The sequence below is a fragment of the Terriglobus albidus genome, from assembly GCF_008000815.1.
GTDB classification, from domain to species: domain Bacteria; phylum Acidobacteriota; class Terriglobia; order Terriglobales; family Acidobacteriaceae; genus Terriglobus; species Terriglobus albidus_A.
Genome location: NZ_CP042806.1, coordinates 737165 through 758615, shown reverse-complemented (window position 1 = coordinate 758615; position 21451 = coordinate 737165). Strand labels below are relative to the sequence as shown.

General features: G+C 58.0%; 17 protein-coding genes. 11 read left to right on the top strand and 6 right to left on the bottom strand.

Annotation, left to right across the window (positions count from 1 at the left end):
• Entirely contained in the window at window positions 1-1197 is a 1197-nt protein-coding gene (locus tag FTW19_RS03165) for a hypothetical protein (RefSeq protein WP_147646292.1), read from the top strand.
• A 193-nt stretch (window positions 1198-1390) separates the two neighbouring features.
• Here the strand turns inward: FTW19_RS03165 and FTW19_RS03160 are convergent, their stop codons facing one another.
• Both FTW19_RS03160 and FTW19_RS03155 read right to left on the bottom strand, forming a co-directional pair.
• Entirely contained in the window at window positions 1391-2278 is an 888-nt protein-coding gene (locus FTW19_RS03160) for a universal stress protein (RefSeq protein ID WP_147646291.1), read from the bottom strand.
• A 15-nt stretch (window positions 2279-2293) separates the two neighbouring features.
• Complete coding sequence (locus FTW19_RS03155) at window positions 2294-3223, bottom strand: bestrophin family protein (protein ID WP_147646290.1); 930 nt, start codon at window positions 3221-3223, stop codon at window positions 2294-2296.
• Between the two features lie 167 nt (window positions 3224-3390).
• Here FTW19_RS03155 and FTW19_RS03150 point away from each other — a divergent pair, with 167 nt between their 5' ends.
• From FTW19_RS03150 to FTW19_RS03130, 5 genes are all read left to right on the top strand, one after another.
• The gene (locus FTW19_RS03150) at window positions 3391-4860 is read left to right on the top strand and encodes an ATP-binding protein (RefSeq protein WP_187143227.1); all 1470 of its coding nucleotides are present in this window, start codon (window positions 3391-3393) and stop codon (window positions 4858-4860) included.
• A complete protein-coding gene (locus FTW19_RS03145; RefSeq protein ID WP_147646288.1) occupies window positions 4860-5522 on the top strand; it encodes a response regulator transcription factor in 663 nt (220 codons plus the stop codon). Before FTW19_RS03150 ends, FTW19_RS03145 begins: the two co-directional genes overlap by 1 nt.
• A gap of 221 nt (window positions 5523-5743) precedes the next feature.
• Window positions 5744-6319, top strand: a complete 576-nt coding sequence (locus FTW19_RS03140; protein ID WP_147646287.1) for a hypothetical protein — start codon at window positions 5744-5746, stop codon at window positions 6317-6319.
• 390 nt (window positions 6320-6709) lie between these two features.
• Window positions 6710-7552 (top strand): hypothetical protein, encoded by an 843-nt coding sequence (locus FTW19_RS03135; protein ID WP_187143225.1) that lies wholly within the window; start codon window positions 6710-6712, stop codon window positions 7550-7552.
• Between the two features lie 29 nt (window positions 7553-7581).
• A complete protein-coding gene (locus FTW19_RS03130; protein ID WP_147646285.1) occupies window positions 7582-9171 on the top strand; it encodes a S53 family peptidase in 1590 nt (529 codons plus the stop codon).
• A gap of 99 nt (window positions 9172-9270) precedes the next feature.
• On the opposite strand, the gene FTW19_RS03125 is transcribed toward FTW19_RS03130, so the two are convergent.
• On the bottom strand, window positions 9271-9699 hold the full coding sequence (locus tag FTW19_RS03125) for a winged helix-turn-helix domain-containing protein (protein ID WP_147646284.1): 429 nt from the start codon (window positions 9697-9699) through the stop codon (window positions 9271-9273).
• Window positions 9700-10248: 549 nt separating this feature from the next.
• Between FTW19_RS03125 and FTW19_RS03120 the strand changes: the two genes are divergently transcribed.
• A complete protein-coding gene (locus tag FTW19_RS03120) occupies window positions 10249-11676 on the top strand; it encodes an esterase-like activity of phytase family protein (RefSeq protein WP_147646283.1) in 1428 nt (475 codons plus the stop codon).
• 137 nt (window positions 11677-11813) lie between these two features.
• Here the strand turns inward: FTW19_RS03120 and FTW19_RS03115 are convergent, their stop codons facing one another.
• From FTW19_RS03115 to FTW19_RS03105, 3 genes are all read right to left on the bottom strand, one after another.
• Window positions 11814-14555 (bottom strand): ABC transporter permease, encoded by a 2742-nt coding sequence (locus FTW19_RS03115; RefSeq protein WP_147646282.1) that lies wholly within the window; start codon window positions 14553-14555, stop codon window positions 11814-11816.
• Between the two features lie 8 nt (window positions 14556-14563).
• Complete coding sequence (locus FTW19_RS03110) at window positions 14564-14911, bottom strand: PadR family transcriptional regulator (protein ID WP_147646281.1); 348 nt, start codon at window positions 14909-14911, stop codon at window positions 14564-14566.
• A 235-nt stretch (window positions 14912-15146) separates the two neighbouring features.
• Entirely contained in the window at window positions 15147-15632 is a 486-nt protein-coding gene (locus FTW19_RS03105) for a GNAT family N-acetyltransferase (RefSeq protein ID WP_147646280.1), read from the bottom strand.
• Window positions 15633-15843: 211 nt separating this feature from the next.
• Here FTW19_RS03105 and FTW19_RS03100 point away from each other — a divergent pair, with 211 nt between their 5' ends.
• From FTW19_RS03100 to FTW19_RS03085, 4 genes are all read left to right on the top strand, one after another.
• The gene (locus FTW19_RS03100; RefSeq protein WP_147646279.1) at window positions 15844-17190 is read left to right on the top strand and encodes a PQQ-dependent sugar dehydrogenase; all 1347 of its coding nucleotides are present in this window, start codon (window positions 15844-15846) and stop codon (window positions 17188-17190) included.
• 409 nt (window positions 17191-17599) lie between these two features.
• Complete coding sequence (locus FTW19_RS03095) at window positions 17600-20023, top strand: alkaline phosphatase family protein (RefSeq protein ID WP_147646278.1); 2424 nt, start codon at window positions 17600-17602, stop codon at window positions 20021-20023.
• A 68-nt stretch (window positions 20024-20091) separates the two neighbouring features.
• Window positions 20092-20739 (top strand): DUF4256 domain-containing protein, encoded by a 648-nt coding sequence (locus FTW19_RS03090; protein WP_222705524.1) that lies wholly within the window; start codon window positions 20092-20094, stop codon window positions 20737-20739.
• 354 nt (window positions 20740-21093) lie between these two features.
• On the top strand, window positions 21094-21438 hold the full coding sequence (locus tag FTW19_RS03085; RefSeq protein WP_147646277.1) for a nuclear transport factor 2 family protein: 345 nt from the start codon (window positions 21094-21096) through the stop codon (window positions 21436-21438).
• Window positions 21439-21451: the final 13 nt, after the last annotated feature.

Genomic DNA, 21451 nt, shown 5'->3' with positions numbered 1-21451 from the left:
ATGACCCTTCCACGGATTCAGTTTGGCCGACCGCAGCAACTGGCTGCGCTGTTGCTCCTCGTCTTCTCTCTGCTTGGGCTGTACCGCATTGCCCATGCTCCGTTGACCGAGACCGACTATCGCTATGCCCACTGCGGACGCGAGATGTGGGAGCGCCCCTCTCCGCTGTTGGGCTACTTCACCTCCTGCGGCAACATGCAGGGCGATGGGACCTTTGCCTATCGCGTCGCCGGTCTGCCACTGAGTGTGCAGCGCTGGACGCTGCTCGCCGTAGATCACTTCCGTGCACCGGAGAATAAGCTTTACCCCGGCGGCACGTTGAACGGCTCCACCTGGGAGGCGCGGCACCAGTTGTCATATGTGAACTGGCTGCTGCGGTTGCCCTTTCTCTGCTTTGGGGTATGGCTGGGCGGAGCGCTGTGGTGGGTGGCCCGGCGGCTCTTCGGCAATGAAGGCGGCTTCTTCGCGCTGGGGCTGTACAGCTTCTGTCCTGAAATCCTGCGTATCTCAACCACACCGAACAACGAGATCCTGGCGGCATCGGGCATCTTTGGTCTGATCTATACCGGCATCGGTGTGGCACACGCCATGCAGGGACCGCGGCGCAAGTGGAAGCCACGCATCCTGCTGCTGACCCTGGCGCTGGGACTTACCGCGACCGCGCATATTCTGGCCGCGGTGATCGGCTACATCGTCGCTTTCGTCCTGATGATGTATCTCGCGGAACGCCGGCGCGGTCCAGTGATGCAGGCGATGGTGCTGGCGGCTGTGGGTTCCATGGCGATCGTCTTTGCCTTCTTCTCCTTCCGCATTGGGCCCTTCAGCTATGTCTTTACGGCAGGAGCAGCACGCTTCTGGTTCTCGCTGAACGGAGCGGGCCTCTTCTTCGCCAACTGGATGGAGAATGCAGCGATTGAGATCGCCTTGCTGGTGTCTCTCTTCCTCTGGTTCACCGTACGGCGCTCGCGCTACTTCGGAAACACAGTGCCGCTGCTGGTGGCGTTGTTGCTGCTACCGATGGTCTCGACGAGCGTGCGATCTGCTCCATGGATATGGGCGTTGCCCTTCCTGTTCGCCTTTTCCGGTGGCGTCTTTGCAGATGCGCTGGAGACGAAGCAGCGGAAGTTGTTCCTGGCATTGAGTGGAGCACTGCTGGCAGTGCAGTTGCTAGTTGCTACGGTGTGGTTGGTTAGTTGAATGGTTGAATAGTTGAATGGAAAAACCGTATCGAGCTTCGCTCGATCTCCCACCCATTGCATGGAATATCTGAACACACCCAAAAGGTTAGTGGTGTCCCAACCATTCAACAATTCCACCATTCAACCATCCCAAAAAATCCCCCGTTCCCAGGCGAAGGGAACGGGGGCGAGAAGGGTTCAACAGGGGAGCTTTAAGCAACTTCTTCCAGCACTGCGGGAGAGGAGCTGATCTTCAGGTTGCCCTGCCCAGTCATCGGTACGCTGACAATGCCCGAGCAGCACTCGCGGAAGATGGAGCTTACTTCAGAGCGGAAGAGGCCGCGTTCTATGGCGGAGTTCTGGCTGACCATGAGCAACTCCGCTCCACTGCTCCGGATGAGCCTGGGCAACACACGGCGGGCCTTTCCCTGGCCTACGTGAATCTCAACGCGCTGTGCGCTGTCCAGGCTGGCGGCCACCTGGGTCAACCACTCTTCGGCGTACTCCTCGCCCAGCGGAGCCTGCGTATGCAATGTGTGTGTCAGTGAACCTTCATTCACATCGGGTACGACGTGCAACAGATGCAGCGTCGACCCGGTCTGCGCGGCATACTTTGCAGCGTGACGGACATGGGCGAGACCTTCCTCCGGACTGCTGAGCCAGACACCGAGATGACGATCGCTGTTGGCCGCAAGTGCCGAGCCAACGAGCGTGCGGCCAAGCGTCCACACGGGGATGGGCAGGGTCTGGATCATGCGTGCGCGGAGGGAGCGGTGCCACGGGCGCGGAAGTCCGGTCTGGTCGCTGGGAGGTAAGACAAGTAGGGCATCGCGGTGTCTCTGGCAAAACTCCGAAATGCCCTCCGCCGGATCACCGCTCATCAATACACGCTGGCATTGAGGATAGTTGTCGGCCTCGGCGAAAAAGGATTGCAGCAACGAGTTGGCGTCGCGATAGAGGACGCGATCAGCGTCGTAAACATGCAGCAGGGTGAGCTTGCACTGGAGCATATCCACCCAGCGGGCCACGGCGGGAATAGCAGCGTGGCAGGCATCTGAAAAGTTGGTGGCGAAGATGATGTGACGTGTGTGCTGCAGCATCTGTGTTGCTCCTTTTTAGAAGACAAATCCGTCGACGGGCTGTAGCTCGGCGAGCTGTTTGCGGAACTCGCGAGGAAGACCTTCGTCGCCCATCTCTTCACGCAGGTTGAGCTCAATGGTGCGGGAGAGCGCAGTCATAGGCGTGTCATGGATGGTGTTGTCGAACGGGTTGGAGATCTCGCGGCTCATCAGGTCCGCGGCGATGAAAGTGAAGCTGATGAGCGTGCTGGCGATGGGCGTCATCAGCCCAAGATCCTGGACCAGCGCGAGCGGGAGCAGCCAGCAGAAAGCATCGACCAGAATGCGCGGCAGATAGTCGAACTGGCGCGGCAGAGGCGTGTTCTTGATACGCTCGCAGGCTCCCTGGATGTTGGCGAGCACGGTGAGATTCTCGTCAATGGCAGCCCAGCGGAAGCTGTCGAGCATGCCTTCGTTACGAGCCTGCTTCAAGAGGCCGCCCATACGGACGAGCAGCGCGGCGGGAACGTTCTTGTACCGGCGCATCTCATCCGCAATGTCTTTGCCGAGAATGGACTGGATCTCAGAAAAGGGCGTCTGTTTCCGCAGATGGCAACGCAGTACATGCGGAAAGGCGATCTGGTGCAGTACAAGTTGTTTGCTCAGCGGGATGCGGTCCTTGGGCTCAAGCTCGTCATCGAGCATGGTGAGGAACTGCCGCGCGAGGGCGCGCGAGTAGTTGACCAGCTGTCCCCAGAGGGAGCGCGCTTCCCACCAGCGGCCATAGGCTGCGTTCGTACGGAAGGCGAGAAAGATGGTCAACGCCGAAGCAAGGGGCGCAACGGGCAGGCCGTTCAACGAGATCCAATGGTGCTTGAAGACGGTATAGATTACGGCGACGGTGCAGTCGAAGAACAGAAGGATGAGCAGGCGGCGCCAGGCCTGCGGCCAGATACGTTTCAGCGGAAGTCGGTCACGAACAATCATGGAAGGATGCGGTTCCTCTCTCTTTGCATTCGATTGGACGTGAGATCGTGGGCTATCCCGGCCTATCGTTCCATGGGTCTTTTGCCGCTGCCGGAGGATGGGTAGCAAGGCTATCTTTTGGATAAAGCGAGATGCATCGAGCGATACGGTGGCGTCTAATAAAGGAGATGCCTACCGCCGCCGCACGCCGCAGACGCCGCCGTATCCGGATCAATAACCGGGTACGTCGTTTCGCGTCGAGCCGGAAACACATGCTGACGTTGGCGGTAGCGATGGTTGCGGTGCTGGCGCTGCTGGAGTGGATCTACGACTTCGACTTCTCGCTGGGGATCCTCTATATCTTTCCGGTAGTGGTTGCCTCCACCGTCCTGACACGATGGCAGATTGTGGTAGCGTCCGTCTTCTGCGCCTACACACGCGGCCTGTTTACTGCCGATGAGACCCAGCTCGAGCACCTGCTGCGTTTCGCCATGGCGACGCTTGCATACACCGGTTGCGGTCTGTTGATCTACCAGATCAATGACTCACGACGGGTGGTGTTGCTGCACTACGCGCGCGTGCGGTTTGAGCAGAAGCTGCGACGCAGGGCAGAGGAACAACTGCGGCTGATGGCCGAAAGCTCGCCGGCTGCGATCCTGACAGTCGCCGCCGATGGACGCATACTTGCGGCAAACAGGGCGGCGCATACGATGTTCGAGCTGCGTGACGAGCAGTCGCTGCTGCAGCGGCCGATCCGCGACTTTGTAACCTTCTTCGATGATGCCCTGCGGCTGCCCGCGGACTTGGGACGCATCCGGACCAGCACAAGCACCTGGGCAAGCCGCGCGGATGGAACCCACTTTCCAGCAAGTGCGTGGTTCTCAATCTATGGCGATGGAGAGCAGCGGAGGCTGGCGGCAATCCTGGTCGATACATCCAACGATGTCCGCGAGCGCGAGCATGCGCACTTCGAGCAGTTGACGCAGCATAACCGTGTGTTGGCAGGCGCGGTATCGCATGAGATCCGCAACCTGTGTTCGGCAATTGCCGTGGTCTCATCGAACCTGGAGCGGCATGGGCATCTCTCGAGGGATCCAGACTTTGAGGCGTTGAGAAACCTGGTCTCCGGGTTAAGCAACATGGCCTCATTCGATCTGCGGAACCAGGCCCGGATGCAGCATCCACCGGTGCAATTGTCGTCGCTGGCAGATGAGCTGCGTGTGATTATCGGGCAGGACTGGGAGGAGATCGGCGGCCAACTGGAGTGGCATGTACCGGCGAGTTTCCCCCTGGTGCAGGCCGAACGCGATGGACTGCTGCAGGTGCTGCTGAATCTCTCGCAGAATGCGTTGCGCGCCGCCGAAGAGACCGATGAGCCGCGGCTGACGATCCATGCGCTGGACCGCAATGGACGTGCGGTACTGCGGATCACGAACAACGGGCCGGCCATTGCCGATCCTTCTGGGCTGTTTCAGCCTTTCCGCACGGCCTCGACTAACGGCACAGGCCTAGGCCTGTATGTGGCGCGTGCGATAGTGAAGAGCTTCGGCGGCGAGTTGCATCATGTACCGACGGCGGCAGGCGCAACCTTCGAGCTGACTCTGCGCTTTGCCGCTTCAGGCAGCATCGAACACAATGTGGTGGAGGTAGAGGCGTAGTGAGCAGTACAGATACGAGTTCGAGCACGGGTACGAAGACAGTCCGTCTGTTTGTTCTGGATGATCATGCGCTCTTCCGTGAGGGCCTGCTGCGTCTGTTAGAGAGCGACAACCGGTTTGAGATTACGGGGCACAGCGGCACGCCATCGACGGCACTGCCGCAGATCATCGCGGCGAAGCCGGATGTGCTGATCCTGGACTACGACCTCGGCAGTCAGACGGCGCTGGAGTTCATGCGGGCGCTGCAACGCGAGAAGTTCGAAGGCCGGGTGCTGCTGGTGACTGCCGGGCTTCCGGATAACGATGCGCTGACACTGATCCGCCTGGGCATCTCGGGAATCTTTCATAAGCAGGATTCGCCGGAGTCATTGCAGCGCGCGATCTTCGAGGTCTCGCAGGGACGCGTGCTGATCGATCAGCAGTATCTGCAAACTATCGTCGCCGCGAACACACCGCAGGATGCTCCGCGATTTACAGACAGGGAGCGCACGACACTTCGTTACCTGCTGCAGGGGCTAGCCAACAAAGAGATCGCCGCGGAGCTGAACATCTCAGAGAGTGCAGTGAAGGCGACGCTGCAACAGTTGTTTTCGAAGACCGGTGTGAGGACACGGTCGCAACTGGTGCTGTTGGCAATCGAGCGGTATCGGGCACAGTTGTGAACTAGTTGCTAGTTGCTGGTTCCTGGTTGCTAGTGTCTTGTCCCCAAAGTTCGTGGCTAGATCATGAAGAGCTTTTGCCGTCCGAAGCATTGAAAAGCAGGTCCTTCACTACGTTCAGGATGACAACATTTGCAACCAGAGCTTCTGAGACGCTAGGGTGGGTTCGGAATACCTCTATATTCCCTGGTAAAAACTCAAATCGAATTTGATAATGATCAGCTATGACTGAGTTGGCGAACAAAGCTATGCATATCTCCTTGTTGGCGACAGTTGTTCTTTTTTGTTCTGCTCTAACTTACGGCCAGAGATCCGGCGGCCCGAAGCAACAAGGTGTCTATCTCTCTCCATCAGCATTTCGCGAGTTGCCTGCGGGAGTTTCCGCTGACCTCAAGCAGCGAGGATGTCTTATCCCTCAGTCCGGAGATAATGGCAAACCCAATAACGTCATCCGAGGAGAGTTTGCAAGACCAGGGCAGATGGATTTGGCTGTGCTTTGCTCCGTCCGAGGTGTTTCAAGCATCCTCGTGTACAGGAAGGGTGAGAATCGAGCACCGGCTAGTCTCGCAACGCGGGCAGATCGCAATTATCTTGAAACAGATTTTCAGGGACGACAGATATTCGTGCGTGCCATTCAGCCCGTTGGCCAGGATTTCATACTCGAGCACTATCGCGCATACGGAGGACCGAAACCGCCTGCGATCGACCACCAGGGAATTGAGGATGAGTTTCTTGAGAAAGCATCCATCGTTTGGTATTTCGAAAGAGGACGCTGGTTGAAGCTTACAGGTGCTGATTAGGGCATTTTCTCTGTTGCTGGGTATCCCGGAAAGGATGTGCAGCGGCGTTTTCATTGCGGAAAACGCCCATAGATACGGAAGCCCTATACCTACAGGAAAAATGCTAGGGGCGCCACAGCATGCTCCACGATGTAGCTGGACCTCAGCGGCTGAAGCCGCTTTCTTAACAGGCATGATGTGGGACGGCTGAAGCCGTCCCCTTAAGCAAGACATTCGCACCTGCGGCGCGAAATGATTGCGAGGGGCGCAACAACTTCTGGCGTATCGTTTGCGGTGCTCCAAATAGATCGTCACGAGCTGGGTTGACCTTCTGCCGCCACCAACCGTCAATAAGCTCGACACATCGCACATATTGACCTCTGACTATCGATGAGACGAAGGAGGTGCGAATTGCGGGATAAATTAAGAACATCCTCTACGACCGTTGTGCTTACTGCGTCGCTTGCAATGTCACCCTTGCTACCGGCCCAGGTGCAGAAGGCGGCCACCCTGGGAGAGATACTGCAGCGGCTGGAAGCAAATCTGAACCGCTACGACACTCGGCTCCCCAGCCTTTTCTGTGATGAGGAGGTCATCTCGAAGGTGGAGCCTGGTCTTCCAGACCAGAACACCGTAACTGAGGCCATCTTTCGCCTGAAGCGAACTCCCAATCCCGATGGCACGACATCTCTTATCGAATCGCGCGAGATCAAGAGTGCGAACGGGAAAGCGGCCCGCAAACAGAATACAGAGAGTCCCACGTTGCTTGATGGAGCGTTTGAAGGCGGCCTCGCCGTCGTCTCTGTCAACCAGGCAGCCTGCATCAACTACACCTTGCAGCGAGCCAAGAAGAACCGGCCAATGGATCCTTACACCGCCCGCTTCGCTACTGTTCTCACCTCCCAGGACTCTGCCAAATGTCTTCTCTCGGAGAAGAGTACCGGGGTCGCCATCATTGATCCCACCTCGATGGAGATCACACACCTGGAGATCCGTACCCCGCGTCACGTCATCCAACCGGGATATTTCTATCAATCGGCTGTTGTGGGTCAGCGGGTCATCACCGTCGACTACGCACCGGTCGCACTCAATGGTGAGACTTTCTGGCTGCCGTCCACAATCAACCTGCAGGTCACCCAGGGCGCCGGAACGTTCCACAAGACCGTCTGGTCCTTCCTCGCCACCTATCGCAACTATCATCAGCTACAAGTCACGTCACGCATTGTTCATGAGAACGACCGACACGTGCCGTGACTTGTGCATCCAACGCGCAGGAGTCAATCATGCCTCGCGCAAACCAAAACACCAGAGCCGACTATCAGACAGAACCGCGGGCGCCGCTTCCTGGCAGCGAGAAGCCCTCATTCGCCGCAGCCACAGCCCGCACCGCTACCAGCTCGCGCAAGCGCATCAGCGTCTCCGTCATTCTCCATTGCAGTAAGCCCATCCCCAGCTCCGCGGTTGCAGGCAAGCACCTCACCCGCGCTCAGTTCAAAGCCGCCCACAGCTCCGACCCTGCAGGCGTGAAAGCTGTGACAGCGTTCGCCAAGGCTTTTGGTCTCACCGCCAAGTCCGAACCCGCACGCTGCACTGTTGTCCTGACCGGCACGGTCGCCAGCATGGAGAAGGCATTCGGCGTAACCCTGCATGAGCAGGCCGCCGGCGATGTCAGTTATCGCGTACGCGAAGGAGCGATCCATCTTCCCGCATCGCTTCTGCCGTACGTACAGGCTGTTCTCGGCCTCGATAACCGTCCCCAGGCGAAGCCTCACTTTCGGATCGTAAGTCCTCGCGCTGCTTCGACGTCCTTTACTCCACCCCAGATCGCACAGCTTTACCAGTTTCCCCAGGGCGCCAAAGCCAGCGGCCAGACCATCGCTCTCATCGAGCTGGGGGGTGGTTTCCGCACTGCCGATCTGACCGCCTACTTCAAATCTCTCGGTATCGCGAAGCCCACCGTCACCGCCGTCTCTGTCGATGGCGGCAAAAACTCACCTGGGGACGCAAGCGGAGCCGACGGTGAAGTGATGCTCGATATTGAAGTTGCGGCGGCAGTGGCTCCAGGGGCAAAGATCGCCGTCTACTTCGCTCCCAATACCGATCAGGGTTTTCTTGATGCCATCACGACTGCCACGCATGACACCAGGAACAAGCCAACAGTTATTTCGATAAGCTGGGGCGGCCCCGAATCGTCATGGACAGCACAGGCCCGCAACGCGCTCGATCAGGCCTGCAAGGCAGCAGCAGCGCTCGGCATTACCGTCACCGCCGCTGCCGGCGACAATGGCTCTGATGACGGCGTGGGCGATGGAGCAAACCACGTGGACTTTCCCGCGAGCAGTCCCAATGTTCTCGCCTGCGGAGGCACGCGGCTCACGGCCACCGGCAATAGCATCAGCAGCGAGGTGGTGTGGAACGAAACCGCCAGCAATGAAGGCGCTACCGGCGGCGGCATCAGCACCGCCTTCCCGCAACCCACATGGCAATCATCGATCACCGCTACACAGCCGGGACGGGGTGTTCCCGACGTTGCCGGTGATGCCGATCCCACCACCGGCTACCGGGTACGGGTTGACGGTCAGACGATGGTGATTGGGGGAACCAGCGCTGTCGCTCCGCTATGGGCGGGTCTCATCGCCCTGAGTAATAGCCAGAACAAGAACGCCGCCGGCCTGCTTCAATCGAAGCTCTACGCGGCAGCAGGATCCAAGGCCTTTCGGGATATCACCAACGGAAACAACGGCAACTACCAGGCTGCCACCGGCTGGGATGCCTGCACCGGCCTCGGAACTCCTATCGGCACCGCCATCATTTCGCTGTTGGCAAGCCGATCGGCCACGAAAAAGGCTGTAGCGAAGTTGAGAGACCGATAAGCCGGTCAGAAGGTGACGAGCGCTTCGATTCGCGCCGGAAGCGGCTCGTCACGGTTCTGCCTGATGAACTACGTCCTCAAAGGCGCCGAACCAGATCCTTTAGCTGGCATGGACATGTCGATGTAAATGAAAGATGCCTCGAAACGCATCGGCGACCTTCGCTCGCATCGGCTTCTTCTTTTCCAAGGGAAGCAGAGTCAGCGATGTATCGTCGGCCCATACAGGTTGCAGCGCGGCACGAGAGATACGGTATCCGCGCTTGGGGATGGTTTCGATATAGTCCGCTCCATTCGGCAAGCGGCCAAGAAGACGCCGCAGCATAAAAATGGTCTGAGTGATATTGTGATCTTCAACCGCCGCATCGAACCAGACCTTGTTGAGCAGGTCTTCGCGGCTAACAACTTCACCTTGGGCATCCAGCAGGACTGACAGCGCTTGTAGCTGCCGTTTCGTCGCATTTACAACAACCAGGCCTCTTGTGAGGCTCAGTGGGTTACGTTCTAATGTGTATTGTCCGAGGAACTGCATACTACCCCTCTCCACTACAGCTCCCGTTCTTTGTCGAACGGTCTAGTGATGCTGGCGGATATGTAGGGTAAATGACAAGAAACAAAGAGTTTTCCCACGAACTCTTTGGTTATTCTTTCCGGGTTACCTTACTGCCAGTTGGGAGAGTATCCGACCGTAAAAAACCGCTTCCCCCTTGATTCAAATTTGGTTTTGTAAGGGAAAAAGCGTATTTCTTCTCCTAGGTACCAGGTAACCAGTCTTAGACTCTCCGTGCTATCTACCGTAGTCAGCAGAGGCGGTCGCATGACCTTGACAACTGTCAAATGACAGGTAAAAGAAATTTGGGTGAACCTCAAACTAAGTGAATAACCGCGGTTGCCTGAGGGAATCGAGTCTCCTTTTCCCCTGACACAGGCGACCCGATACGACCACCATTGCGCCCCATGGCAGGTCTCTGGTGACCTCTGGCAGAACCGAATTCATCCTGTGTTGATGCTGCCCGCCGGAAGGCCTCTTTAGCATCCGCTACACCGCTGCGGTTCGCGGATATTCAGGAGACTTCCCCCAATGAAGAAAGCATTCCTACACGTGTCGATGGCGTTGGTGTGCAGCAGCGTACTGCTACCGGCGAAGGCGCAAGTCAGTCTGATTGCGAATGGGAAACTGACAACCTCTCGCGCCGGTCTTTACAAAGACCTGTCCGGACTGAACTACACCCTGGAAAATGGAGCACCTGCGAATCTCCTGGGTGGCATGGGATCGGGCATCGCCTATCTCTCAGGCGATACCTTTCTTGCACTGCCGGACCGCGGGCCGAATGCCATTCCCTACAACTCGCTCATCGACGATACCGCGTCTTATATCCCCCGGGTACACACCATCCGCATGAATCTGGAGAAGAACCATGGCGCGGGCCTGCCGTTTACCGTCACGCCGCAGCTTGAAGAGACCACATTGCTCTGGAGCCTGTCCCCGCTTGTCTATGGTGATGGCACAGCCTACAACGTCCCTACCGGCGCTCCCCAGGTCAACAGCTTCTTCAAACACTACTTCTCAGGACGCTCCGATAACTTCGACCCGAGCCGTAGCTCCGGTGACGTGCACGACGCCCGTCTGGATCCGGAGTCGATTCGGGTCTCGAATGATGGCCTGACGTACTTCATCTCCGACGAGTACGGTCCTTATGTCTACCAGTTCGTACGTCGCACAGGCGAGCGTATCCGCACCTTTGAGCTGCCGAAGGGATTTGATGTCGCGCATCCCAACACGACCACCAACAGCGAGATGTCCGCGAACGCAAGCGGCCGTGTCCCGAACAAGGGAATGGAGGGCCTGGCTCTCACACCAGATGGTAAGACCCTGGTCGGCATGCTGCAGACGGCGACGATAGAGGACACTGCCGCGGGTGGTCCTGGCGCCAGCCTGCTGCGCATCGCCGTAATCGATATTCCCTCCGGCAAGACGGTGCATGAGTTCGGATATCTGCTCACCACCGGCAGCGGTGTCAGCGATATTGTTGCGCTCAACAATCATGAATTCCTCGTCGATGAACGTGACGGCAAAGGACTCGGCGACGGCAGCAAGGCTAAGGTCAAGCAGCTTTTCAAGATCGACCTGACGAACGCGGCCGATATCACTGGCATGGACGGAAACACCGCTGCAACGGTCGCTGTATCGAAGACGCTCTTCCTGGATATCGTGAAGGTGCTGGGCAACAACAATGTCACGCCCGACCAGGTGCCTGCGAAAATCGAGGGCATCGCCTTCGGTCCTGACGTGAAGCAGCATGGCAAAACGCTGCACACGCTCTGGGTTGCCAATGACAACGACTTCCTCCAGGACTATGGCATTGTCTCCGGCTCTAATCCAAATCAGTTCTATGTCTTCGGATTCACCGACGCCGACCTTAATGGTTCAGTGTACGAGCCGGAAGGTCATGGAAGAGGTCATGGCTTCGGCTCCGGCGGCCAGGGCGAAGATAACAACTTACAGTGATAGCTAGCTGTATCGACAAATTCGAGATAACCCATGCACCGGGTGCATGGGTTATTTGGAATCTATCGACACACTCTAGCCTGCCGCCCGTGATGGGCGGCCTTTGCTTTGTACTCTTCCTGCGGCTTTTCACTCCCTCAATCAGCCCTGAGGGCCTTCATTGGGTCAATCGACGCTGCCCGGCGCGAGGGAATGAATCCAGCCACGACGGCGCAGATGGTCAGCAGCACGATCGCGCCGAAGAACGCCAGCGGATCATATGGCTTCACTCCGTAGAGAAGGCTCGCCATAAAGTGGCCGGCGATCAGCGCTGCGGGTATGCCTATCGCCAGGCCAACGAGAATCTGCCAAAGCGCGCCGCGCAACATCATAGCCACCACACCGGAGCGCGCCGCACCGAGCGCCATGCGGATGCCGATCTCGCTTGTCCGCCTGACAACGAAATAGGACATCACTCCATACAGCCCCACCGAAGCCAGGATGAGTGCCAGGGCTCCGAACCCGCTGGTGAGTCGCGCCAATAGTCTGTCCTGGTTGAAGTTGCCTGCAACCTCCGCATCATAGGGGCTGAAGTGCATCACGGGCAGACTGGGATCGATGTCCGCGAGTGTTCTGCGCGTCAGAGTCTCGACATCCGCCGGCGCCTGCGCGAAATCGAGAATGATGAAGTTGAGATACATGGAGCTCTTTTCCGCTGCATCAACATCGGACTCTTTGTATCCGTGGAACTGCTGAGACAACGGGCGGAAGAAGAGCGGCCGCACCTCGCCTCGCGGATCGGTCATCTTGAAGTCCGCAAAGACTCCTGCAATTTCAAAGGCGCCCGAGTACTGGATCGAACCCACACCGAAGTGCTTGCCGATTGGGTCCTGGTTAGGGAAGAAGTGCCTGGCGAAGGCCTGATTCACCAGGACGACCTGCTGCGAGGTGGCAGTATCCTGCGTGGAGAAATTGCGGCCACGCACAATTGGCACCCCGATCGAATCGAGAAAGCGAGTGCTGGCACGGTCCCAGGCCGCAAAACATGGGTCCTTCGGGCCAGGCGCAGCGTGACCTTGAGGGATAACGCAGGAGCCCCACATATTACCGCCGAGAGGGATATACCGGACGAGGCTGACGTTGGCCATTCCCGGCAGCGCTGCGAATCGATCTTCAATCTGCTGGTAGAGCGCAGGAAGACGATCGACGGTATAGCCCACTCCCTTTGGATCAGTGGAGACGACATAACGGTTGGCGGTGGTGATGCCGAAGTTCTGGTGCTCCAGGTTGTGGAGCGATTTCGTCATCAGCAATGCGCCTGCCAGCAGAACCATCGACAGGGCCACTTGAAAGACGATCAGAATGCGTTGCGGCAGGGACGAGCGGTCTGCGGTTGATCGATTCACTCCACGAAGAGCATCGACAGGCTGTGCATACGACGCCAACCATGCGGGCACCGTTCCAAAAACAATGCCGGTAAGCACTGACACGACAAACGTAAACGCCAGGACCGCCGTTGAGGGAAGTGCCTGAACAGGCATGTTTTTGGCGGCCGGAAAAGCAAGCATCAGCATCGCGTACGAGCCGGCATAGGCAACGGCCAAGCCTGCCGCACCGCCCATCAGGCTCAGCAGGACACTTTCGGTGAGAATCTCGCGTATGACTCTGAACCGCGACGCTCCCAGAGCGATGCGCACCGCTACATCCGCGCGGCGTGCGGTGCAGCGAGCTAAGAGCAGGTTGGCGATATTGGCGCAGGCGATGAGAAGGACCACCGTAGAAAGGATCATCATCAGGCGCAGACCTGTGCCCGTCTGCTGCTGCAGTCTTTGAATACCGCCGCCGGCGGGTGCGAGGACGACATGCTGCCGCGGAATCAGCGCCGCGCCACCGTGATCGGCGTACGTTGGACGGGTGGCGAGCCATTGCTGCAAGGCCACGGACAACTTCGCCTGCAAAGCCTGTATGTTAGCGGCGGGGTGCACTCTGCCCAGAGGGTAGAGCCAGAGCTCATCGGTGCCCTTCAGTGCGGAGTTAGCCCCTTCAAGCACGGGCTCACTGGCAAGGGGCATCCAGAAGTCGGGCGGGTTGGAGATGATGCGGTCGCCAAAGAATCCCGGCGGCGCGATGCCCGCCACAACAAAGGGATGCGTCTGCACATAAAGGGTGGAGCCGACGATGCCTGGGTCCCCGGCGAAGTCGGCCTGCCAGGTCTTGTAGCTCAGCACCAGTGTGGGTGCGGCTCCGGGTGTGTCGTCGTTTTCGCTGAGGACACGTCCGACATACGCGCCTACACCGAGGGTGGCGAAGTAGTTCCCCGAGACATATTCGCTTCGCATTGGGCGGGCCGGCTCAGCGCCTTTGCGCACACTGAATCCGTTGCCTCCCGCCTCGACCGCCGCCAACTGCTCGAACTCCGGCGCCGCCTGCTTAAGGTGGAGATAGAGATCGTAGGAGAAGATGTCAAAGTCGCCGTTATCGTTTTGATAGTTGTTGTAGTAACAGCAATCGTTCTTGTCGCCGATGCGATAGAGGCGCGAAGGTTCATTCACCGGCAGCGAGCGCAACAGGATGCCCTGCACCAGCGTGAAGATGGCAGTATTCGCACCAATGCCTAGCGCGAGGGTGATGACAACGGTGAGCGTGAAGCCGGGCTCTTTACGTAGCTGCCGCAGCGCATAGCGGACGTCCTGAAGCCACTGCTCCAGGCGCAACCATCCCCACTGGTTTCGGGTCACATCCGCAATCATCGGCACGTTGCCGAACTCATGAAGTGCCGATCTGCGTGCCTCTTCCGGTGACTGCCCGCGTGCCACCCGCTCCGCGATCGCCATCTTCAGATGGCTTTCCAGCTCTTCCGTCAGATCGGATTTACGCCGTAAGAATCGAAATAGTCTCATGTACTACCTCACTTCGCGGTCATGATTGCCTCGATGGTGGCAACCATCTTCCCCCAGCGTTCGTAGTCGGAAGCCAGTTGTTCCTTACCCAGCTTCGTAATGCGGTAATACTTCGCGCGTTGATTGCTCTCGCTCTTTCGCCACTCGGCTTCGACCCAGCCCTGATTCTCCAGCCGGTGCAGCGCCGGGTAAAGCGAGCCGGTCTCCACCTGAAGAACCTCACCGGAGCTCACACGGATCGCCTGACTGATTCCATAGCCATGCTGTTCGCCCCACTGAAGCGTCTTCAGGATCAACATGTCCAACGTGCCCTGCAGAAGCTCGATCCGGTTCTGATATTTCGTCTTTGTCGCCATAGGGTGTAGACCGCCTACATCAATGATGTAGACAATCTACACCCTGATAGATGGGTAGGCAAGGTTTGTCTTTCAAAATCTCGCATGAGGTTGTGAGGGAGGTTTTTGTGGCCGAAAGAAAGGGTATGGGTGGGGAAGCAGATTTCTCCGCTCCTTTGGAGACCGCTCCAACAGCAAGCTGGTCGGGGATCCCAGACGCTACGAAATCACAAACAAAAGGACCTTGTCCTCTCGATCAGAGCTCCGCGAACATGACGAGCGCATCGACGAAACCTTTGGATGGATGCTCAAAGGCCCGAGGAAGCCTTCCGACCATCGCAAACCCGAGGCTCTGCCAAAGCTCTACGGCCCGCTCATTCGTACTAACCACAAAGTTGAACTGCATTGCACGGAAGCCGGAGCGTTTTGCCTGCTCTTTGGAATGCATGCACATCGTTCTGGCGATACCTCTGCCGGTTGCGTGCGCCGCTGTCATATACCCGCAGTTGCAGACATGCGATCCGCCGCCGCGTTGATTGGCGCGCAAGTAGTAGGTACCCAGGATCTCACCGGCATCTTCTGCGACGAAGACCTGGTTACCGGCTGAAAACCAGTAGGCAAGCGCCTCATCGCGCGCGATATCCCGAGGCAAAGTGTATGTCTCGCCGGCACGGAAGACGGGCTCGAGGATGAGCCAGATGCTATCGGCGTCGGCGGCGCTTGCGGGCCGTATGTTGACCATATGTTCATTATCTCGTTTGGAAGGAGTATGAACCCGGTGGGCGAAAAGCAGATCCCTCCGCGTTGCTACGGGATGACAAACAAAAGACTTTCGAGTCAGGCCTCACACAGAGGCCGCGAGTGACAAAGAAATTACATGTAGTTCCGGACTCGTCTCAGATTTCCAATGCGCGAGGAAAGGCATCTGACATTCGCAGGAGGCAACTCCCTCTATGCGTCCTATTTATCTGCCCATGCTGCTGGGGACGACACTGTTCCTCTTGTCCTGTACGAGCAATCCTCCCAACTCCGGCGATACGCCACCCCCGACGACTCCGCCGACCACGGATACAAAGACAGCCACCTCGGGTTGCACCTCTACCTTGACCGGGGCCGCGGCTTTTACCGATTACACCAAGCAGTCTCCGGGTGTGTGCCATTTGATCACTCCTGCCGACATGCCAGCACCGAATACACCATCTTCTGTCACCAACGGACCCACCGCCGCTCCCCGGAAGAGTGACCAGTTCCCCGTGGCTCCTGCAGGCTTCAAGGTTCAGCTTTACGCGAAGGGCTTCAGCAATGCCCGCCTGCTCACTACAGCGCCGAACGGCGATATCTTTCTCGCGGATTCCGGCGGTAACGCGGTGCGCGTGCTTCACGGCGTGAACTCCGACGGCACAGCACAGACCGTAACGACCTTTGCCTCGGGGCTCAATTATCCCTTTGGCATCGCTTTCTATCCTGCAGATTCCAACCCGCAGTATGTCTATGTCGCCAATACCGGCTCTGTTGTCCGCTTCGCGTATCAGAACGGCGATACGACGGCTCGTGGAGCGGCACAGGTGATTGTCCCGTCGCTGCCCACGGGAGGCCACTCCACCCGCACGCTGACCTTCACCAAAGACAATCGCCTGCTCGTCTCTGTCGGTTCCAGCAGCAACATCACCAATACGGACAGCGATAAGAACGAAGTGAACCGCGCGGATGTTCTGGCCTATACGCCGGACGGCACGTTTCTGAAGCAGTATGCCACCGGCTTGCGAAACGCTGTCGGGCTAACCACGGATGCGTCGGGCAACATCTGGGTCTCTGTGAATGAACGCGATGGCCTGGGCGACAACCTGCCACCCGACTACGTTACCCGCATCAGTGAAGATGGCTTCTACGGATGGCCCTGGTATTACATTGGCGCCAATCCGGACCCACGGTTGCCTGCCAGTCATCCTGAACTCGCCGGTAAGACCATCGTGCCGGATGTTCTGCTGCAGCCGCACTTCGCTCCGCTGCAGATCGGCTTCTATAGCGGAACCGTATTTCCATCGATCTACCAGGGAGATATCTTTGTCGCTTCTCATGGCTCATGGAATAAGTCGGTGCGCGGTGGTTACGAGATTCTGCGCGTGATTCTGGTGAACGGCCAGCCCTCCGGATACTTTGAAGACTTCATCACCGGTTTTGTGAACAGTGATGGCACGGTCTGGGGACGTCCGGTTGGCATTACCACCGGGGCTGATGGGGCGCTGTATTTTTCTGATGACGCCTCCAATTCGGTGTGGCGGGTGACGTATACGGGCTAGGTGTTGATTTTCGACTGAACAAAACTGGGTGCCCCACATACGCGTAGCTTATGTGGGACATTCGAGCGGAGCTCGAATCGCTTTTCTCGCCTTCGGTGCTGCTCGATCTATCGAAGACCCACCTTCACTGAAGAACTATAGAGCGGGCCTTCAGCCCTTAGTTTTCAATGGGCCGGAAACCTCGGGCGTTGCCCCAGGCTGGTATAGAACGCGCCTTCAGCGCTTATATATAGCCCTATATAGCTCGGGCCAAACCCGGGTTACCAACGAACTTGTCGATACCGGCTCTGCAAAAATCTTCGGGCGCAGGCAATCGCTACGGAAGAAGTTGGCATCACACATCTTCGTCCGGTTGTGCGGGAAAGCCGACGCCGGTCGATCCCTCTGACGATTTGCAGGGCAAAACAATATGAATCGCAAGCTGTGTGTCTTTCTTGCTTCTGTCTTTTTTCTCCTGGCTGCTCCCGGATTTGCTACCGTCACGGTTTCCAGTCCGCAAAACGGCTCGACGGTGAGCTCCCCGGTCAGTTATGTTGCCACGGCTACTGCCTCCGGCTGTGCCAGCGGCGTCGCCGCGATGGGGATCTACGTTAATAACTCGCTCGTCTATCAGGTGAATGGCGCATCGCTCAACACCTCGCTCACGATGAGTCCGGGTTCGTATTACACGGTGGTGCAGGAGTGGGATAACTGCGGCGGTTCGACGACGACGCCGGTCAGTATCACGATCCCCGGCGGCAGCACACAGAATGGCGTTACCATCAGCTCGCCCGCGAACAACAGCACGGATACCTCGCCTGTGACCTACACCGCCTCGGCAGGCAGCACCACCTGCGCGGCCGGCGTGGCGGCGATGGGCATCTACGTCAATAACACGCTCGCCTACCACGTCAACGGCTCGTCGCTTAACACCAAGCTGACTCTCAATCCAGGTTCATACAACACCGTCGTGCAGGAGTGGGATAACTGCGGCGGAGCGCTCAACACACCGGTGAATATTACGGTGAGAAATCAGGCGCCGCCCACAGTCAGCTTCACCGCGACCTCTTCCACCATCACCGCGGGCGCTTCTTCCACTCTCAAGGTCGTCGCCGGCGATGCGACCGGCGTCGTCATTAGCGGAAACGATGGCTCCAACTACACGCTCGCCGCGACCGGCGGAACGCAGGTTGTCACTCCGACGGCCACCACGAACTACACGGCAACGGCCACGAACGCGGACGGCAACACCTCAGTGGTTGCAACGGTTACGGTTGTGCCCGCAGCCGATCTACAGAAGATCAACCATGTTGTCTTCATGCTCCAGGAGAATCGCAGCTTCGACAGCTACTTCGGCATGTTGAATCCGTATCGCCTGAGCAACGGCTGGAATATCGGCCAGGATGGCAAGACATACAACGTCGACGGCATCGACGACAAGCTCGCGAGTGTCAGCAACCAGAGCGACGAAGGTGTTTCCTATCAGCTCTTCAAACTGAAGAGCAGTTGTATCGACGACGCCAGCTCTTCATGGCTGGAGAGCTACGGTGACGTAAGCCGCTATGACTTCAGTACACTGCGCGGCATCAATCTCGACGGCTTCGTACACACTGCCGAAGGCTTTGCGAAGTCGTGCCTGCAGTCGGGCGTATGTTCCGGCAGCTACAGCGATACCAATGGGCAGCGTGTGATGGGGTATTACGATCAGGGATTCCTGAACTACTACTACTACATGGCCTCGCAGTTCGCCGTCTCTGACCGCTGGTTCTCGCCACTGTCGAGTAAGAGCATTCCCAACCGCATCGCCACCTTTACCGGCGGAACGACACAGGGCCTGGTCTTCGATCCTGGCTCGAACGACCATCTGCCGCAGCTTGGTTTGACGACCATCTTCCAGGAACTGGACCAGTCCAGTGTGAGCTGGAAGGTGTACTACACAGTCACGCAGGGCTCGTGCCTCTCTGCCGATGACTGCACGGGAGGCGCGGCCGCGCAGTTCCCAGCCACTGTCCTCAGCTACTTCGGGTGGGCGAACAAATACCTCTACCAGAACCCTTCGGGCGCAGCGTGTGTGGCTCCGACGCAGAAGTCCAGTGTTGTCGGCGATGCTTCCAACTCCTTCTGCATCGATCCCAACCACGTCGCGCCGCTCTCGACTTACTTCATCGATCTGACCAACAACACGCTGCCCAGCTTCGCCTTCATCGAGGCCGGCTATGGTCAAAACGACGAGCATCCCGGCTCCGGCGGATCGAACATCGTCGGACAGGCGCAGGTTGCGAAGGTCGTGAATGCTCTCACGGCCAGCCCGGAGTGGAAGGACTCGGTCTTCTTCCTCAGCTATGACGAGGGCGGCGGACCGTATGACCATGTTCCTCCAGTGCCCGGCGCGTCGAACGCCAACACCGATGCTTCACTCGGCTCGATTCCGGACATCGCGCAGATCTCGGTAAATCCTGACAGTTACAAACCCTGCGTGCCCAGCGGTGGAGTTCCGACGACACACTGCGACCTCAACTCGAACGATCCCGGAGCCAACGCTGCAGACGCTCCTGCCAAGCAAGGCTTCGCTGCCCAGCTCGGCTTCCGCGTTCCGAACATCATCATCTCGCCCTTCAGCCGCAAGCACTTCGTCTCGCACACGCCGATGGACCATACTGCCGTGATCAAGTTCGTAGAGAACCGCTTCCTGGGAGCCTCGTCGCACTTGACGGCGCGCGATGCGGCGCAACCGAATCTGCTGGAGTTCTTCGATTTCAACGCGGTGCCATGGTCAACGCCGCCGACACCTCCGGTGCCGGTGAGCGTGCAGTCGCTTGGGTATGATCCATGCACGCCTACGAAGATGTATTAGGTTGAGATTTTTCGAGAGGACAGGGATTGCCCTAGATTTGAGAGCTGTATGTCTTCGAGGGAGAGGAATTGCTCATAACGCGCCGTTTGCGCGATATCATCCAGGACAAGGCCGGTACTGATAGCCGCGCCATTTCAGGAGCTACGTCGGTGGCCGCTGCGACTCTCTCGAAGGAGCAACGCGAGACGCTTCTCAAAACCCTTCAAGACCGCTTCGAGAAGAACGGGAAGCGTCATGAGGATCTCTCATGGCCTGACGTGCAGGCACGACTTACACGAAAGTCCCGGGCGCTTTGGACGTTAAGCGAGATGGAGCGGACCGGCGGCGAACCGGATGTGATCGGCAGGGATGACGAGACGGGGGAATACATCTTCTGCGATTGTTCGGCCGAGAGTCCCGAGGGCCGCAGGAACGTCTGCTATGACCGCGAAGGGCAGAAGAAGCGGGAGAAAGAAGGCCTGCCGATCGCCGGCAATGTGCTGGATATGGCGGCGGAGATCGGGATTGAGCCTTTGGACGAAGAGCAGTATCGGGAGCTGCAGAAGCTTGGGAGCTTCGATACCAAGACCCAGAGCTGGTTGAAGACGTCGGATGAGATCACGAAGCTGGGCGGAGCTATCTTCGCTGACCGGCGGTATGGGCGTGTCTTTGTGTATCACAACACTGCGCCGTGCTTTTATCGCGGCAGAGGGTTTCGCGGATTGTTTAGGGTTTGAGCGGTTCTTCGTTTGTGAGAAGAAGTATGGGTCGAGAAGCAGCTTGGACCCTGAATCCAAGCAGATTTCTCCGCTGCGCTACGAAATGACAAATAAAAGATCGTTCGTGCTGCGGTCGAATGGCCCACCCCAGCGGTTGGATGGTGCGGACGGGGTGAAGAGCGGACCTCAGCGGCTGAAGCCGCTTGCTTCTTTGGCACATGTGCGGCATGGCTGAAGCCATGCCCTTAAGCAAAACGATTCGAGCTGACGCTCGAATACACCCATTGCGATGCAATGGTTGGGCCCCTAAAGTGTGGGTTGAGAAATTAATACCGTGCAGACATCAGGCGGCTCTCTTTGCCACAATGAGGTATGGTGCCTTCGAATCTCGCCGCTAACTGGATTGCTTCCTGGAATTCGCATGATCTGGATCGTGTGTTGGCGTTCTACACGGATGACTTCGAGATGTCGTCTCCGCATATCGTGAACATCATGGGAGAGCCTTCCGGCACGCTGTATGGTAAACCTGCCATTCGTGCTTACTGGGAGAGGGCCATGGGTCTGTTCCCCGGTTTGCATTTCACGCTGGAGACGGTTTACACCGGAGCGAATTCGGTGGTGATCTGCTACACCAACCAGGCGGGGCGTCGCTGTGGGGAGATCCTTTTCTTTAATGATGAAGGCAAGTGTTTCCGTTCAGCTGGGCATTATGAGTAAGTAGTGGATCGGT

Bases quoted from the DNA above. Each gene is read 5' to 3' on its own strand.
- FTW19_RS03165 (WP_147646292.1), top strand. From the start codon at position 1: ATGACCCTTCCACGGATTCAGTTTGGCCGACCGCAGCAACTGGCTGCG.
- FTW19_RS03160 (WP_147646291.1), bottom strand. From the start codon at position 2,278: ATGCTGCAGCACACACGTCACATCATCTTCGCCACCAACTTTTCAGAT.
- FTW19_RS03155 (WP_147646290.1), bottom strand. From the start codon at position 3,223: ATGATTGTTCGTGACCGACTTCCGCTGAAACGTATCTGGCCGCAGGCC.
- FTW19_RS03150 (WP_187143227.1), top strand. From the start codon at position 3,391: ATGCCTACCGCCGCCGCACGCCGCAGACGCCGCCGTATCCGGATCAAT.
- FTW19_RS03140 (WP_147646287.1), top strand. From the start codon at position 5,744: ATGACTGAGTTGGCGAACAAAGCTATGCATATCTCCTTGTTGGCGACA.
- FTW19_RS03130 (WP_147646285.1), top strand. From the start codon at position 7,582: ATGCCTCGCGCAAACCAAAACACCAGAGCCGACTATCAGACAGAACCG.
- FTW19_RS03125 (WP_147646284.1), bottom strand. From the start codon at position 9,699: ATGCAGTTCCTCGGACAATACACATTAGAACGTAACCCACTGAGCCTC.
- FTW19_RS03120 (WP_147646283.1), top strand. From the start codon at position 10,249: ATGAAGAAAGCATTCCTACACGTGTCGATGGCGTTGGTGTGCAGCAGC.
- FTW19_RS03115 (WP_147646282.1), bottom strand. From the start codon at position 14,555: ATGAGACTATTTCGATTCTTACGGCGTAAATCCGATCTGACGGAAGAG.
- FTW19_RS03110 (WP_147646281.1), bottom strand. From the start codon at position 14,911: ATGGCGACAAAGACGAAATATCAGAACCGGATCGAGCTTCTGCAGGGC.
- FTW19_RS03105 (WP_147646280.1), bottom strand. From the start codon at position 15,632: ATGGTCAACATACGGCCCGCAAGCGCCGCCGACGCCGATAGCATCTGG.
- FTW19_RS03100 (WP_147646279.1), top strand. From the start codon at position 15,844: ATGCGTCCTATTTATCTGCCCATGCTGCTGGGGACGACACTGTTCCTC.
- FTW19_RS03095 (WP_147646278.1), top strand. From the start codon at position 17,600: ATGAATCGCAAGCTGTGTGTCTTTCTTGCTTCTGTCTTTTTTCTCCTG.
- FTW19_RS03085 (WP_147646277.1), top strand. From the start codon at position 21,094: ATGGTGCCTTCGAATCTCGCCGCTAACTGGATTGCTTCCTGGAATTCG.